This window comes from Streptomyces sp. L-9-10 (assembly GCF_004151105.1).
Classification (GTDB): domain Bacteria; phylum Actinomycetota; class Actinomycetes; order Streptomycetales; family Streptomycetaceae; genus Streptomyces.
The window spans coordinates 128221-141593 of the sequence record NZ_PHRF01000027.1 but is presented as its reverse complement, the minus strand read 5'-3'; the positions used below and the strand labels follow the sequence as shown (position 1 = coordinate 141593).

The following is a 13373-nucleotide window of genomic DNA, read 5'->3' as shown; positions in this document are numbered from 1 at the left end:
GTCCCGGCCGGCAGTGGTCGTGCTGTACCGCTTGCCGGAGATGACACGCGAACGGCTCAGGCGGTTGTGCTGCACCGGCGAGATCCGATCACGGGGGCGCCGGGTCCGCGCCGGCGTGCGCCGGTGTGTGCTCCCGGCCGCCGGGGTGCCGGTGACGCCAGAACCAGAACACGGTGATGGACACGAACGCCCAGCCCGCCAGGACGGCGAAGGGGAACACGTGCTGGGCGTTGCCGAAGTACACCGCGGTGTGGTTGGCGTTGATCGAGGCGCCCGGAGGCAGCCACCGTCCGATGAGCCCCAGCACGGAGGGCAGCAGCGGCCAGGAGACGGCCCCGCCGGAGGAGGGATTGCCCAGCAGCACCATCAGCCCCCAGGTCGGAAGCATCGCCCACCGGCCCATGAGGGTGTTGAACATGGAGAAGACCATCCCGGACGTGAACATGGTGAACGCCAGGATCAGCCAGGACTCCACGAACGGAAGATCGAGCGCGCCGAGCCACCAGTCGACCACGGAGGCGATCGCGAAGGCGCCGAGCAGGGAGTACGCCACGGTGAAGGCGATCCGTTCCCAGGGGTTCAGCTCGCGCGCGTGGACGCTCAGTTGAATCGCCCCGACGAAGCCGATGATCACGGCGGCGAGCGAGACGTAGAAGAGCGCCAGCCCGCGCGGATCGCCCTTCTGGAGCGGTTTGACATCGCTGATCCGCAGGGGGAGCCCGACGGCCTTGGCCACGGGCAGGGCCGTCTCCGTGAGCAGTTGCGCGACGGAGGCGCCCGCCGCGCCGGCCACCGCGAAGTCGGCGCGGTCCGTACGGAACGTCAGGATCGCGAAGACTTCCTGCTCCTCCACCCCGCGCCGCGCCGCCGTGTCGCTCGGATAGCGATGGAGTTCGAGCGCGCCGTTCAGGGCCTTCTCCATGCCGTTCACGAACGCGGTGGCGTGTGCCGTGCCGGTGGGGCCCACCACGGCGGCGGGGATCCGATGGGGCGTCGGATTCGCCATGTTGTACGTGTAGGAACCCGCGAAGAGCCCGGCGGCCGCGGCGAGGATGAAGGTCAGGACGATCGCGGGGAGGAACGGTGAGGCGGTGAAGGCGGACCAGCGTTCGCGCATCGTCCGATGTCTGCCGTGCGCACCGCCGGAGCGTGGGTGACCTTCATGATCCGCGTCCATGGAGGCACCGTAAACCACTCATATCGGAATGACCGTACATGTCCTCCGCGCCCGTCGGGCGGTGAGGGGACGCGGTTCAGCGCAGCAGAAGTTGCAGGCCACCGAGGACGGTCGCGCCGATCACCAGCCGCTCGAAGACCCGTTGGTCGATCCGGTCCACGCACGCCTTGCCGATGAGGGCGCCGGGGAAGACGAAGAGCACGAGAGCGGCGTCCAGCAGCAGGGTACGGCCGTCGATCAGGCCGAGTCCCACGCTGAAGGGCAGCTTGGACGTATTGACGATCAGGAAGAACCACGCGGAGGTGCCGAGGAAACCGAGCTTCCGGAAACCCGCGGAGAGCAGATAGAGCGACATGACGGGGCCGCCCGCGTTGGCGACCATGGTGGTGAACCCGCCGAGCACGCCGTACGAACGCGCCTTGACGCGACCGGCGGACGACGCCTTTGAGCCGCCATTCCCGGCGGCCGTTTCCGGCGTCTCCTTCGAGCTGCCCGCACTGCCCGCGTTGTCCGAGCTGTCCGCGCCGGCCGTGTTGTCCGCGCCGTGGCGTCGCCGCCAGATCGTGACGCCCGCCATCAGCAGCAGGATCGCGCCGATCGAGGTGCGGACGGCGGCGTCATCGGCCCAGAGCAGGAAGACGGTGCCCGCCACCACCCCCGCGGCGACCGCGGGAAACAGCCGCCACAGGGTCGGCCAGTGGGCATGCCGCCGGTAGGTGAGCACGGCCACCACATCACCGACGATCAGGATCGGCAGCAGTATGCCCGTCGACTCACGCGCCGGCAGCACGGCCGCGAAAACGGCCAGACTGACCGTATTCGCGCCGCTCACCGCCGTCTTCGAGAAGCCGACGAGCGCCGCCGCCGCGGCGAGCGCGGCGAATCCCCACCAAGATATGTCCATTTCGGCAAGCGATGATATGCCCTGGTGCGGGACCGCTACGGGGCGGGCGGCGCTCGAAGCGGCACTCAGCCGGGTACGGGCCGGGTCACCGGAGCGGTCAGCCGGCCGCCGCGCGCCAGCGCGAACACCGCTCCGGCGCAGGTCAGGCCCGTACAGGTCAGCATCGCCCAGGGCAGCCAGCGGGCGTCGTGGCGCTGTGCCACATCCCACAGCGCGCCCGTGCCCAGATTGCCGAGCGTGATCCCCAGCCCGGAGACGGTGTTGTAGAGGCCGTAGTGGGTGGCGACCAGCCGGTCGCCCGACAGCGCGACGACCGTGTCCATCTCGAACGGATAGACCACCGCGCTCCCCACGGCCAGCGCGACGACCGCCGCCACCAGCGCGGCGAGCATCCACAGCCGTGCCGTAGGCCCGTCACCGGCGGGGACCAGAGCCGGCGGGACGAACGCCAGCCCCATGACGGTCAGCCCCCGCGTCAGCGCTCCCGGCGCACTCCAGCGCCGCGTGGCCCAGCGCGTCAGCCGGGTCTGCCCCACCACCGCGACGGCGGCCGAGATCACGAACAGGGCGCCCGTGGCCTTCTCGGCGGCCGGCCCCAACGCGTCGGAGGCGGCCAGCGGCAGGGCCAGATAGACCTGGAACGTCAGTACGTACGAGCCGATCATCGCCAGCGAGAACAGCAGGAACGGCCGGTTGGCCAGCACCGTGCGCCACTGCGCGCCCATCCCCGAGGGCCGTTCACCCGCGCTCTCCCCGCCGCCCCGTGCGGGCAGCGCGCGCCACTGGAGCGCGGTCAGCGCGGCGAAGATCACCGCGGCGGTCACGCACACCAGCCGGAAGTCGGCGGCGAGCAGCACGAGCCCCACCGGAGGACCCAGCAACATCCCGGCCTGGTAATAGACGTTGAAGACAGCGAAGGCCTCGACCCGCCGCTCGCCCGCCTCCGCCGCCAGATACGCGCGTACCGCCGGATTGAACAGCGCGCCGGCGAACCCGGTCGCCGCCGACGCCACGATCAGCGCGGGCAGTTGGTCCACCCAGCCCAGCAGGGCGAAACCGCCCGTGCGCAGCAGACAGCCGGCCATGATCGGCGCCTTGTAGCCGAAGCGGTCGGCGAGGGCGCCGCCGATCAGGAACATCCCCTGCTGTGAGAGCGTGCGTACGCCGAGGACCAGACCGACCGCCCAGGCGGCCAGCCCGAGCCCACCGGCCAGATGCGCCGCGAGATAGGGCATGAGCATGTAGAAGGCGAGATTGATGGCGAACTGGTTCGCCATCAGCAGACGTGCCGCGGGCGGAAAGGACCGGGTCGTGGCCCACAGGCCCGTCGTCCGGGCGTGTGGGCCGGGGGCTGTCACGGATCCCTTCACCGGGCCACCCCCGCCAGGCCGGCGCCGCCCGCTTCCGGACCGGTCGCGGCGAGCGGGTCCACCACCGTGGTACAGCGCGTCCACCGGGTGACGGTGCGTTCGCCGGGGTGCGCGATCTCCATCGGCTGCTCGGCGGGCCGGTGGCCCAGCAACCCGTGCTCACGGCAGTACGCGTCGTCGAAGACGGTCCCGACATAGCGCTGCGGCCCGTCCGGGAAGACCGCCACGATCCGCTCCTCGGGCGGCCGTACGGCGGCCAGCCAGCGCGAGACCAGAGCGACGGCCCCGACACTCCAGCCGCCCGTCGCGTAACGCGCCCGCGCCAGCGAACGCGCGGCCCAGACCGCTTCCGGGGCGGCCACCCAGTGCACTTCGTCGAAGAGGCCGTACGCGACATTGCGCGGATGGATGCTGCTGCCCAGACCGCGCATCAGCCGGGGCGCCGCGGGCTGGCCGAAGATGGTCGAGCCGGTGGTGTCGACACCCACCACTCGCAGGGCGGGGAAGTGGTGGCGCAGCACACTGGCGATCCCGGCGGAGTGCCCGCCCGTACCGACGCTCGCCACCAGCGTGTCGATCCGGCCCAGTTGGGACACCAGCTCCTGGGCGAGCGGACGGTACGCGGCCACATTGTCGGGGTTGTGGTACTGATCCGGGCACCACGCGTGCGGATGCGCGGCGAGCAGTTCCGCCACCCGGCGCCGCCGGGCCTCCTGCCAGCCGCCCACCGGATGCGGCGCCCGTACCAGCTCGATGTCCGCGCCGTACGCCGTCAGCAGCCCGGTCACCAGCGGTTCCATTCCCGGATCGGTGACGACGGTGACGGGATGGCCGAAGGTCACCCCGGCCAGTGCCAGCCCCAGGCCCAGCGTGCCGGAGGTGGATTCCACGATCCGTGCCCCGGGCGGCAGTTCGCCGCGCTCCCGGGCGCGCGCCACCATGTAGAGGGCTGTCCGGTCCTTGATTCCGCCGGGGTTGTGTCCCTCCAGCTTGGCCCAGAAGCCACGGCCGGGGACCGTGAACGGGGCGCCGATCCAGAGCGTCGGGGTGTCGCCGACCAGCGCCGCGGGGGTGTGGGCCGGCTGAGGGGCGGGGGAAACGTCGAAGTGGTCCATCGCGCAGAGCTCCAGTGGCCGGCCGCGCGTGGGCGCGACAGGGCCGTGGTGAGGGGGTGAACGGTCGGAGAGCCTGGGGAGCCACCGGCGGTACGGGCGGGCAGAACCGCTCGCGCACCGTCAGAGGCCAGGGGCGCCCGTCAGTTCCGCCACACACCCAGCGCCGCGCGCCGCCGCTGTTCCGTGCACCGGCCACCTGGGGTGTCCCCGCGCGCCGCCTGGGCGCGTGCGCCCATCGGGTTCCGTACGGCGGTGTCGGGCGCGTGCGGTCCATCCACCGTGAGGGGCACGGGCGAGGCGTCCGGACGCTGCGGCAGGAGGCTCGGCTCGTCCGTGTCGGTGCAGGAAGCCGCCCCATGGCTGGCCCGGCCGGCGCAGCCGGCCACCGGCGCGGGCGGGTGACCGGGGGCGGGGTACGGCGACGCGACCGCCGCCGTGGGTGTCGCCACACTCCGCAGAGGCGCGGCGGAGACCGGACCGTGCGCGCAGCCCAGCACATGCAGGAGCGCGGCCAGCACGGTGAGCAGCACGAGGCAGGACCTCGACCCGCGCCCGCTCTTCCCGCTCCACGCCGCACCGTTCATGTAGCGCAGCGTATGCGATCGGTCACCCCAGGTCGCAATCGGAGGCCGCTCGCCGCGCTGTGCGGGCGAGCGACCCGTGGAACCTGTGGCCGCCACGGGCGGTAAGCCCCGCGCGCCGAAAACTCGGAGGACATCGGCTTCCGTGATCCGTAACCTCCCCGGTGGCGCGGCGCGCGAAGACCGCGCCGGCTTCCACGAGTTGACGCGTACGACGGGCAGGACGCATATGACGGACAGCACGGGCATGGAGAACGCGATGCACGCTGTCGGCCGACCGATCCTCGATCTGCTGTCCCGGTACCGGACACGGGATCCGGGTGAGGCCGCCGACGCGGCCCGCGTTCGCGCGCTCGCGGAGGGCGCGGACGATCCCTGGCTGCGTTCGATTCCGCTGCATGTGACGGCGTCCGCGCTGATCGTGCACCCCGCGAGCGGACGGGTGCTGATGCGCTGGCACGCCCGCCAGCGCTCATGGCTCCAGGTCGGGGGCCACGGCGATCCGGGTGAGAGCGATCCGCTGGACATCGTGCTGCGGGAGGGCCGGGAAGAGACCGGGCTCGGGGATCTGGTCCCGTATCCGGACCCGTCGCCCGCCCGGCTCGCACAGGTGGTGATCGTGCCGGTCGCCGCGGGCGGCGGTGAACCCGCGCATGAACACGCGGACCTCCGGTTCGTCCTGGCCACGGCCGAACCCGGCGCGGCACGTCCCGAGAACCCGGAGGCCCCGCTGCGCTGGATGATACCGGCCGAGGCGCGGCAGGCCACCTCCGAGGAGAATGTCCGTGAAGCGCTGCGCCGGGTCGAGGAGTTGCTGACCGTCGCCGCGGAGCGCGGCTGACCGGCAGGCGGCGCGGGCCGGGGGGCTTCAGGCGACGGAGTCGTCCGGCGTCGGAGTCGGCGCCGGAGCCAGCGCGAAGACCCCGGCCGCGCACGCCACCAGGACGGCGGCCAGCCCCACCACACCCGCCAGGGTCGTCTGAAGCAGCAGCGCGCCGACCGCCGCCCCGGCGAACATGGTCAGCACCGAACCGATCTTGCGGTGCGGTTTCCGGCCGATGCCCGCCCCGAGCACGCTCTCCGCCGAGAGCCCGGTGAGCGTCTGGGTGAGGACGGTCGTCATCAGATCCCGGGGGGCGAGCAGGCGCACCGTCGCGTTCTGCAGCCCGCTGCAGCCGGCGAGCAGCGCGATGACCACGAGAGTGATCCGGCCCTCGGCGCGCAGCACCCCCGTGGCGAGCAGCAGCGCCGTCAGTGTGAGTCCGGCGGCCTGGCAGGCGAAGGCGCGGACGAGCCAGAACCGCGGCCGGCCACCGAGGAACCTGCTGAGCCGCCCGCCGAGAAACGCCCCCAGCACGAAGGCCGCCATGGCCACGATCGGTGCCAGCACCGGCAGCCGGTACTGCTCGGCGAGGGAGAACCCGAGGAAGACGACGTTGCCGGTCATGTTGGCGACGAAGACATGCCCCAGCCGCAGATAGCTCACCGCGTCCACGAGACCGGTCGCGAAGGTCATGGTCAGCAGTGCCCCCACGGCCCACCGCGGTGCCACGGGAAGTCTTTCGGGCACGGGGGGTACCTGCCTTCCTTCGCGCTTTCCGCACCGGCGCACGGCTTCCGCGGGCGCCTTCCCGCGGACTACTTCTCGCACGGACCGACGGATCGACACCCTAGCCCCGGGCCGCTGGTCGCCCGGCCCGCACCACGCGGGCCGGAGCCGGGGCGCATGAGGTAAGAAGTACGGGAGTGGGCGTGGCCCGCCACGCCGGACCGCAGAGCCCGGACCGCCACGCCGGCCGCAGTGCCCGACCGCCGTGCCCCTACCGCGAAGAAGGAGAACTCCGTGCTCCAGCCGCCCGGAAGCCCCGACGTTCCCCGTGACCGGGCCATACCTCCCGTGACGAGGAACTGGGCGGGCAACATCACCTTCAACGCGGCGCGCGTCCACACGCCGTCCTCGGTGGAGCGGCTGCGGGAGATCGTCGCCGGGAGCGGATCCGTGCGCGCGCTGGGCAGTGGCCACTCGTTCAACGCCATCGCGGACACCCACGGCGATCTGGTCTCGGTGGCCGGACTGCCCCGGATCGTGGAGATCGACCAAGGGGCCGCCACCGTCACGGTCAGCGGGGGGCTGCGGTTCGCCGAGTTCACCGGAGCGGTCCACCGGGCGGGCCTGGCCCTGCACAACCTCGGCTCGCTCCCGCACATCTCGGTCGCCGGTGCCTGCGCCACCGGAACACACGGATCCGGGGCGGCCAACGGCACACTGGCCTCGGCGGTACGCGCGCTCGAACTCGTCACGGCGGACGGCGAGCTGCTCGTTCTCGACCGGGACGACGCGGACTTCGCGGGGGCGGTGGTCGCCCTGGGCGCGGCCGGCATCGTGACCCGTATGACGCTGGACCTCGTTCCCGCGTACGACGTCCGGCAGTGGGTGTACGAGGGGCTCCCGTACGAGCGACTGCGCGAGCGGTTCGACGAGGTGCTCTCATCCGCGTACAGCGTGAGCCTCTTCACCAGCTGGCGTACGGAGCGGATCGAGCTGATGTGGCTCAAGGAGCGTATCGGCGACGGTGATCCGGATCCGGCACCGGACCGCCGGTTCGGTGCCGTACGCGCCGACGGCCCCCGGCACCCGGTGCCCGGCATGGACCCCTCGACCTGCACCGAGCAGTCCGGCGTCACCGGGCCGTGGCACGAACGACTGCCGCACTTCCGGCCCGAGTTCACCCCGAGCAACGGCGAGGAGCTCCAGAGCGAGTACTTCGTGGCGCGGGAGGACGGGCGGGCGGCCTTCGACGCGCTGGCCCGGATCAGGGAGCGCATCTCGCCGGTCCTCCAGATCGGTGAGATCCGGACGGTCGCGGCCGACGGACTATGGCTGAGTCCCGCCTATGGACGGGACACCGTGGCCTTCCATTTCACCTGGCACCCGGACACCGCGGCCGTCACGCCCGTGCTGGACGCGATCGAGGACGCGCTGGCGCCGTTCGAGGTCAGACCGCACTGGGGGAAACTGTTCACAATGGGCCCGGAGCGGCTCGCAGGGCTGTACGAGCGGTACGCGGACTTCGAGGCGCTGACGGCGAAGCTGGACCCGCGGGGCGTCTTCCGTAACGACCTGCTGGAACGATACTTCCCGGGCGGGCGCGGATAACGGCGGACGGCGGTACCCGGCCGATCCGCACCGCGTAAACATGGCGGGATTTACCCCGGAAGATCCTCCTATCCCGACCTCGGGGGCCGTCGTTTTGCGGCACGCTACTCAGGTGAGCGCGAACCCCGACGAAGCGGCGGACGATGAGACGGCGGACGACGAGTCCACGGGCGAGTTATTCGATGACGCCGCGGCCCGGCGGCTGCTGGAGCTGGGCCGGCGTGAGGAGGCGCTGCGGCGCAAGTTCCCGGTGAGCGGTCCGGACTGGGAGCGGACGTCGGTCTCGCACTACACGGCGTATGCGGCGATGCTCCACGAGGACGGGGGCTGGCGGCAGCTCTTTCCGGCCGTTCCCGCCGAGGCGGAGGCCAGGACGGATCTCCGTGATGTGCTGCGGGTACGGGCCCTGGACGCGGGTGAGTTGGGGCCGCGCTTCACCCGGGCCGCCGAGGCGGTCGTGCGCGGTGAGGACCAGGTGATCATCGGCGGTGATGTCTACCGTGTGGTGCGCATCGAACAGACCATCATCATGACCGGCCACGGTCCGCAGCCGCCGCAGCCGCGGGACCAGGAGTTTCCCGAAGTGCTCGACGAACGTCCGGGACCCCGGGGACCGGGACGGGCACTGGACGACTGACCGGAACCGGATCTCGCGGGGCCCGCGCGGGCCCCGCGAGGACCGGGATCACTTCCGGCGTGCCACCACCAGGGCGCATCGGGGACTGCCGTCGGGGCGTTGCCCGAGGTCCGTCAGCGGGAGGAGTCGCGTGGTGAACCCCGTCCGGGCCAGTTCGTCCCGTACGTCGGGCAGCTTGAACGTGCGGTAGTACATGACGAACCGTGGATGCCAGAGCAGATTGCGCAGACGCATCGCCGTATCGAAGCCCCAGAGGGCCCAGTAGAGCGGGGTGCCGACGCGGGGCGGGGCCGGAACGGGAAAGACGAAGAGGCCACCCGGCCGCAGCACCGCGTGTGCCTGCGCGAAGAGCACGGGCCGCTCGGCGGGCAGGAAATGGCCGAACGCCCCGAAGCTGACGGCCAGATCGAAGACCGGCGCGAACGGCAGGGCGCGCGCGTCGGCCCGTACCCAGTCCACGGCCGCCGAGGTGAACTCGGGGGAGGCGGCGGAGGAGGCGGAAGCGGCGGCCGCGGTGAGCATGCCCGCGCTGAAGTCGACACCGGCCACCCGCTCGTCGCACAGCCGCCGCAGCACACCTGCTCCGGCCCCGGTCCCACAGCAGATGTCGAGTCCGTTGGCGAACGGTCCGAGCGGCCGGACCGTACGTACCACCGCGTCCAGCAGATGGCCCGGCGTACGGAACGGGGTGTGGTCGAACTTCGGCGCCAGCAGATCGTAGCCGTGCTCGATGGACGAGAATGCCTGCACGGCGAGTTCGCGGAGGGTCGGGCCCTGGGGTGTGAACATCAGGACCCAGGGTAACGACAGAGCCCCCCATGCCGTCCCACGTCTCGCCCCGAACGTCGCTCCAGGGTGCTCAGGAGGTGGCGGTCAGCGCGGGGCTCCGGACAGCCACCACCGCTCGGCAGAGGCGTCAGCGGTGGAGGTTGCGGCCCAGCCGCCACAGCGCGAGGGCCAGTTGCAGCCGCAGCCGTCCCCGTGGATCGTGCACCGGCCAGCCGAGCCAGTGCTCCGCCTGCGCCAGCCGGTCCTGGAGCGTGGAGTGATGCATGTTCAGCTCTGCGGCGGCGGCGCGCAGGCTCGTGGAGTACGCGACCGTGTGGAGTGTGCTCGCCGCCCAGGGGGCCGCGGCGACGGCCCGGTCGAGCGCGCGTACGTCGGGGACCGGTTCCGTGTCCGGGCCGACGGAGGCCGCCAGCACGGCGAGACCGCCCAACTCGTCCGCGTACACCGCCCTCGGCCCCGGATCCTGGTCGGTGCCCTCCGCGGTGAACCGCAGCGCGGTCCTGGCGGCCGCCGCGGACGCCGGCAGTTCGAGCACGGGCACCGCGGGACCGACGCCCGCGCGTCGGCCGTCGGACAGCGGCGGGGCTTCCGGGGTGCGCACCGCCTCGACCACCGGCACATCGCCCGCGGCGGCCACCACCCGGGCCCGTGCCACCTTCCGCAGCCCGAGCCGGCCGGCCGCCTGCCACCGGGCGTGCTCCGGGGCCGACGCGTCCAGCAGCACCTCCACCGAGGCGGGATCGGCGGCCGGGTCCGCCAGCGGTGCCCGGCCGCGGGTCCGGTCGAGCACCACACGGGCGGCGGCCACGGTCCGTTCCAGCACCATGCCGTGGACTCCGTCGGGCGGTCCCGCGCTCTCCAGCCAGACCGCCGGGGCGCCGCCGGGCACCAGTGGGGCGGACATCCACGACGACAGCGCCGGTCCGGCCCGGTCCTGGCGTATCCCGTCGGCGTCGACCCGGATTCGTACGCCCCGCTCGTCGTCCACCAGCCGGGCCGGGCAGCCCGACAGCACGGCCGCGCCGCGCACCAGCGACTCCAGGCCCGCGCGGCCCTCGATCAGCCGGTCGAAGTACGCGATCACCTGGAGAGCCGCGCCCGCGTCGGGGTCCAGCGCCGCAAGCCTGCCCGCGAGTTCCTTCACACCCTCATCCTGCTTCTCCGAACGGCCGGTGCCAACCACTCCCGGGCTCTTTCCGGAAGATCACGGTCCGTTCGCTTTCCCATCGGCCGGTCCTGACGTGGTCCGGTCGCGCGACCGGCTCCAGGTCCGGCCGCGGGTGCGCCCCGTCAGCCGGCGGCGAGCAGTCTGCGCAGCCATGTCAGCTGCGCGTTCCGCGCGTCCTGGGAGATCGCCGCCTGCGGCGCCAGGCTCTCGAACCCGTGGAAGCCGCCGGGCCACACATGCAGCTCGGCCCGGCCGCCGGCCTGCCACAGCCGGCCGGCGTACGTGACGTCCTCGTCCCGGAAGGTCTCCGCGGAACCGACGTCGATGAACGCAGGGGGCAGCCCCGACAGATCCTCGGCACGGGCGGGCGCGGCGTACGGGGAGACATCGGGGCCGCCGCGCCGGTCCCCGAGAAGCGCGGTCCATCCCGTGTGGTTCGCCGCCCTGTCCCAGATCCCGAGGCCGGCCATCTGGTGGCTGGAGACGGTGTCGTTACGGTCGTCGAGCATCGGGCACATCAGCATCTGCCCGGCCAGCGCGGGGCCGCCCCTGTCGCGTGCCAGCAGTGCGACGGCGGCGGCCAGGCCACCGCCCGCGCTGCCGCCGGCGACGATGATCCGGCCGGGGTCGATGCCGAGTTCACCGGCGTGGCCGGCGGTCCAGACAAGCCCCGCGTAGGCGTCCTCCACCGGCGCCGGGTGCGGATGTTCGGGGGCCAGCCGGTACTCCACCGAGACGATCACCAGGTTGAGTTCCCGTGCCAGGTCGAGGAAGGGCTGGATGCCCGACCTGTTGTCGCCGAGGATCATCCCGCCGCCGTGGATGTTGTACAGCGCGGGCAGCGGCGTGCCGGCCCCCGTCGGCCGCGCGATCAGCAGGGAGATGTCCGGCTCGCCCGGCGGGCCCGGTACCGCCCGCTCCTCGATCTCGAACGCGCCGTCCTGCCGCAGGTCGTCGTCCGAGAGCCGGTCGATGATCCCGGTCCCGCGCATGGCGGGGATGTCATCGAGGTTCAGCACGGTGCCCAAGCGCTCACCGATGACGCCGAGCGCCGCGGCGAGTTCCGGATCGAACGGCGGCGGCGGTGGCGGACCGGGCCGGCCGGCCCGTACACCGGGGGACGGAGTGGCGTTCATCGGTACCTCCCTGGGTCGCGGTCACGCCCCTGTGACCGGTGCGGCCATCCTGCCTCCGGACCCGGGCCCGCCGGGGGTGCCGGACGGCGGACACCATCCGCCGGACGGCGGGTACCGTGCGGGCTGCCTGTGGTGTGCGTGGTGTGCGTGGTGTGCGTGGTGTGGGTGGTGTGTGGGCCGAGTGGGCCGCGTGAGCTCCCGGCGTGCGGCACGAGCCGGCCGGGGCGCGGTGGCGTGCGGCGCGGCACCGAGAGTGTGAGGGGCGGATCCCGGCCACACGGGCCCGCCCACCGGCGGAATTCATGCGATCGCAATGCCCTGATCTCGACAGAGCCCCCCGCGCGGTGCCACTCTCCCGCCATGCACCTCACCGCCCGAAGCCTTCTCCCCGCGCTTCCCGCCCTCCTTGTCATCGCCGCCGCCACGGCCTGCGCCCCGCAGGACACCTCGACCGGGGCCGACGCGTCGTCCTCCGGGTCCTCCGCGTCCGCCTGCGACCCGGGCGCACTGGCCACGCGAGCGAAGGGGAAGCTGACGGTGGGTACGGACAAGCCGGCCTACGCGCCCTGGTTCCAGGACGACGACCCGGCGAGCGGCAAGGGCTTCGAGTCGGCGGTGACCTACGCCGTGGCCAAGGCCCTCGGGTACGAGAAGAACCAGGTCGTCTGGCAGACCGTGCCGTTCAACAACTCGTTCGCACCGGGCGAGAAGAACTTCGACTTCGACATCAACCAGGTCTCCATCAGCGACGAGCGCAAGAAGGCCGTCGACTTCTCCTCGGGCTACTACGACGTACGGCAGGCCGTCATCGCGCTGAAGGACTCCCCGTACGCCAAGGCGACGACCGCGGCCGGCCTCAAGGACGCCAAGCTCGGCGCGCAGGTCGGCACCACGAGCCTCGACACGATCAATCAGATCATCAAGCCGACGCGGCAGCCCGCCGTCTTCCAGAAGAACGACTTCGCCAAGTCGGCGCTGCGCAACGGCCAGGTCGACGCGATCGTCGTCGATCTGCCGACGGCCTTCTACATCACCGGGGCGGAGGTGCCGGACGCGAAGGTGGTCGGCCAGTTCGCGGACTCGGCCGGTGTGGCGGAGCGGTTCGGACTCGTCCTCGACAAGGGCAGCGCACTCACGTCCTGCGTCACGCGGGCCGTCGACGGACTGCGGGCGGACGGCACGCTCGCCGCGCTGGAGAAGCAGTGGCTCGCCGACGCCGTGAACGCCCCGGTGCTCAAGTGACCTCCTCGAACACCGTCCGGCCGACGAAGGGCGAAGGAGAGGGCGAGGACGAGGGCCGGCCCGGCGCCGGGGGCGAGGACACCTACACGCCCTCGGC

General features: G+C 72.4%; 13 protein-coding genes. 4 read left to right on the top strand and 9 right to left on the bottom strand.

Going from position 1 to position 13373, the window contains the following annotated elements:
* Positions 1 to 88 precede the first annotated feature (88 nt).
* From CU044_RS06830 to CU044_RS06810, 5 genes are all read right to left on the bottom strand, one after another.
* A complete protein-coding gene (locus CU044_RS06830; RefSeq protein WP_129767747.1) occupies positions 89 to 1117 on the bottom strand; it encodes an ABC transporter permease in 1029 nt (342 codons plus the stop codon).
* Positions 1118 to 1253: 136 nt separating this feature from the next.
* Positions 1254 to 2081 (bottom strand): sulfite exporter TauE/SafE family protein, encoded by an 828-nt coding sequence (locus CU044_RS06825; RefSeq protein WP_129767537.1) that lies wholly within the window; start codon positions 2079 to 2081, stop codon positions 1254 to 1256.
* A gap of 65 nt (positions 2082 to 2146) precedes the next feature.
* On the bottom strand, positions 2147 to 3358 hold the full coding sequence (locus CU044_RS06820) for an MFS transporter (protein WP_129767536.1): 1212 nt from the start codon (positions 3356 to 3358) through the stop codon (positions 2147 to 2149).
* Between the two features lie 89 nt (positions 3359 to 3447).
* Positions 3448 to 4566 (bottom strand): PLP-dependent cysteine synthase family protein, encoded by a 1119-nt coding sequence (locus CU044_RS06815; RefSeq protein WP_129767535.1) that lies wholly within the window; start codon positions 4564 to 4566, stop codon positions 3448 to 3450.
* Between the two features lie 140 nt (positions 4567 to 4706).
* Positions 4707 to 5150: a hypothetical protein gene (locus tag CU044_RS06810; protein WP_129767534.1), complete on the bottom strand. Its 444-nt coding sequence runs from the start codon at positions 5148 to 5150 to the stop codon at positions 4707 to 4709.
* 142 nt (positions 5151 to 5292) lie between these two features.
* Here CU044_RS06810 and CU044_RS06805 point away from each other — a divergent pair, with 142 nt between their 5' ends.
* Entirely contained in the window at positions 5293 to 5988 is a 696-nt protein-coding gene (locus CU044_RS06805; protein ID WP_240045397.1) for an NUDIX domain-containing protein, read from the top strand.
* A 27-nt stretch (positions 5989 to 6015) separates the two neighbouring features.
* On the opposite strand, the gene CU044_RS06800 is transcribed toward CU044_RS06805, so the two are convergent.
* Positions 6016 to 6717, bottom strand: a complete 702-nt coding sequence (locus CU044_RS06800; protein ID WP_129767533.1) for a YoaK family protein — start codon at positions 6715 to 6717, stop codon at positions 6016 to 6018.
* Positions 6718 to 7035: 318 nt separating this feature from the next.
* Here CU044_RS06800 and CU044_RS06795 point away from each other — a divergent pair, with 318 nt between their 5' ends.
* Together CU044_RS06795 and CU044_RS06790 are read left to right on the top strand one after the other, a co-directional pair.
* Positions 7036 to 8304, top strand: a complete 1269-nt coding sequence (locus tag CU044_RS06795; RefSeq protein ID WP_129767745.1) for a D-arabinono-1,4-lactone oxidase — start codon at positions 7036 to 7038, stop codon at positions 8302 to 8304.
* A 112-nt stretch (positions 8305 to 8416) separates the two neighbouring features.
* Positions 8417 to 8941, top strand: a complete 525-nt coding sequence (locus CU044_RS06790) for a DUF5954 family protein (RefSeq protein ID WP_129767532.1) — start codon at positions 8417 to 8419, stop codon at positions 8939 to 8941.
* 48 nt (positions 8942 to 8989) lie between these two features.
* On the opposite strand, the gene CU044_RS06785 is transcribed toward CU044_RS06790, so the two are convergent.
* The 3 genes from CU044_RS06785 to CU044_RS06775 form a co-directional block, all read right to left on the bottom strand.
* Positions 8990 to 9730 (bottom strand): class I SAM-dependent methyltransferase, encoded by a 741-nt coding sequence (locus CU044_RS06785; RefSeq protein WP_129767531.1) that lies wholly within the window; start codon positions 9728 to 9730, stop codon positions 8990 to 8992.
* A 127-nt stretch (positions 9731 to 9857) separates the two neighbouring features.
* The gene (locus CU044_RS06780; protein WP_129767530.1) at positions 9858 to 10874 is read right to left on the bottom strand and encodes a helix-turn-helix domain-containing protein; all 1017 of its coding nucleotides are present in this window, start codon (positions 10872 to 10874) and stop codon (positions 9858 to 9860) included.
* Between the two features lie 146 nt (positions 10875 to 11020).
* The gene (locus tag CU044_RS06775) at positions 11021 to 12034 is read right to left on the bottom strand and encodes an alpha/beta hydrolase (protein ID WP_129767529.1); all 1014 of its coding nucleotides are present in this window, start codon (positions 12032 to 12034) and stop codon (positions 11021 to 11023) included.
* 360 nt (positions 12035 to 12394) lie between these two features.
* Between CU044_RS06775 and CU044_RS06770 the strand changes: the two genes are divergently transcribed.
* Positions 12395 to 13276, top strand: a complete 882-nt coding sequence (locus tag CU044_RS06770; protein WP_129767528.1) for an ABC transporter substrate-binding protein — start codon at positions 12395 to 12397, stop codon at positions 13274 to 13276.
* The last annotated feature ends 97 nt before the right edge of the window (positions 13277 to 13373 follow it).

Bases quoted from the DNA above. Each gene is read 5' to 3' on its own strand.
- CU044_RS06830 (WP_129767747.1), bottom strand. From the start codon at position 1,117: ATGCGCGAACGCTGGTCCGCCTTCACCGCCTCACCGTTCCTCCCCGCG.
- CU044_RS06825 (WP_129767537.1), bottom strand. From the start codon at position 2,081: ATGGACATATCTTGGTGGGGATTCGCCGCGCTCGCCGCGGCGGCGGCG.
- CU044_RS06820 (WP_129767536.1), bottom strand. From the start codon at position 3,358: ATGGCGAACCAGTTCGCCATCAATCTCGCCTTCTACATGCTCATGCCC.
- CU044_RS06815 (WP_129767535.1), bottom strand. From the start codon at position 4,566: ATGGACCACTTCGACGTTTCCCCCGCCCCTCAGCCGGCCCACACCCCC.
- CU044_RS06810 (WP_129767534.1), bottom strand. From the start codon at position 5,150: ATGAACGGTGCGGCGTGGAGCGGGAAGAGCGGGCGCGGGTCGAGGTCC.
- CU044_RS06785 (WP_129767531.1), bottom strand. From the start codon at position 9,730: ATGTTCACACCCCAGGGCCCGACCCTCCGCGAACTCGCCGTGCAGGCA.
- CU044_RS06775 (WP_129767529.1), bottom strand. From the start codon at position 12,034: ATGAACGCCACTCCGTCCCCCGGTGTACGGGCCGGCCGGCCCGGTCCG.
- CU044_RS06770 (WP_129767528.1), top strand. From the start codon at position 12,395: ATGCACCTCACCGCCCGAAGCCTTCTCCCCGCGCTTCCCGCCCTCCTT.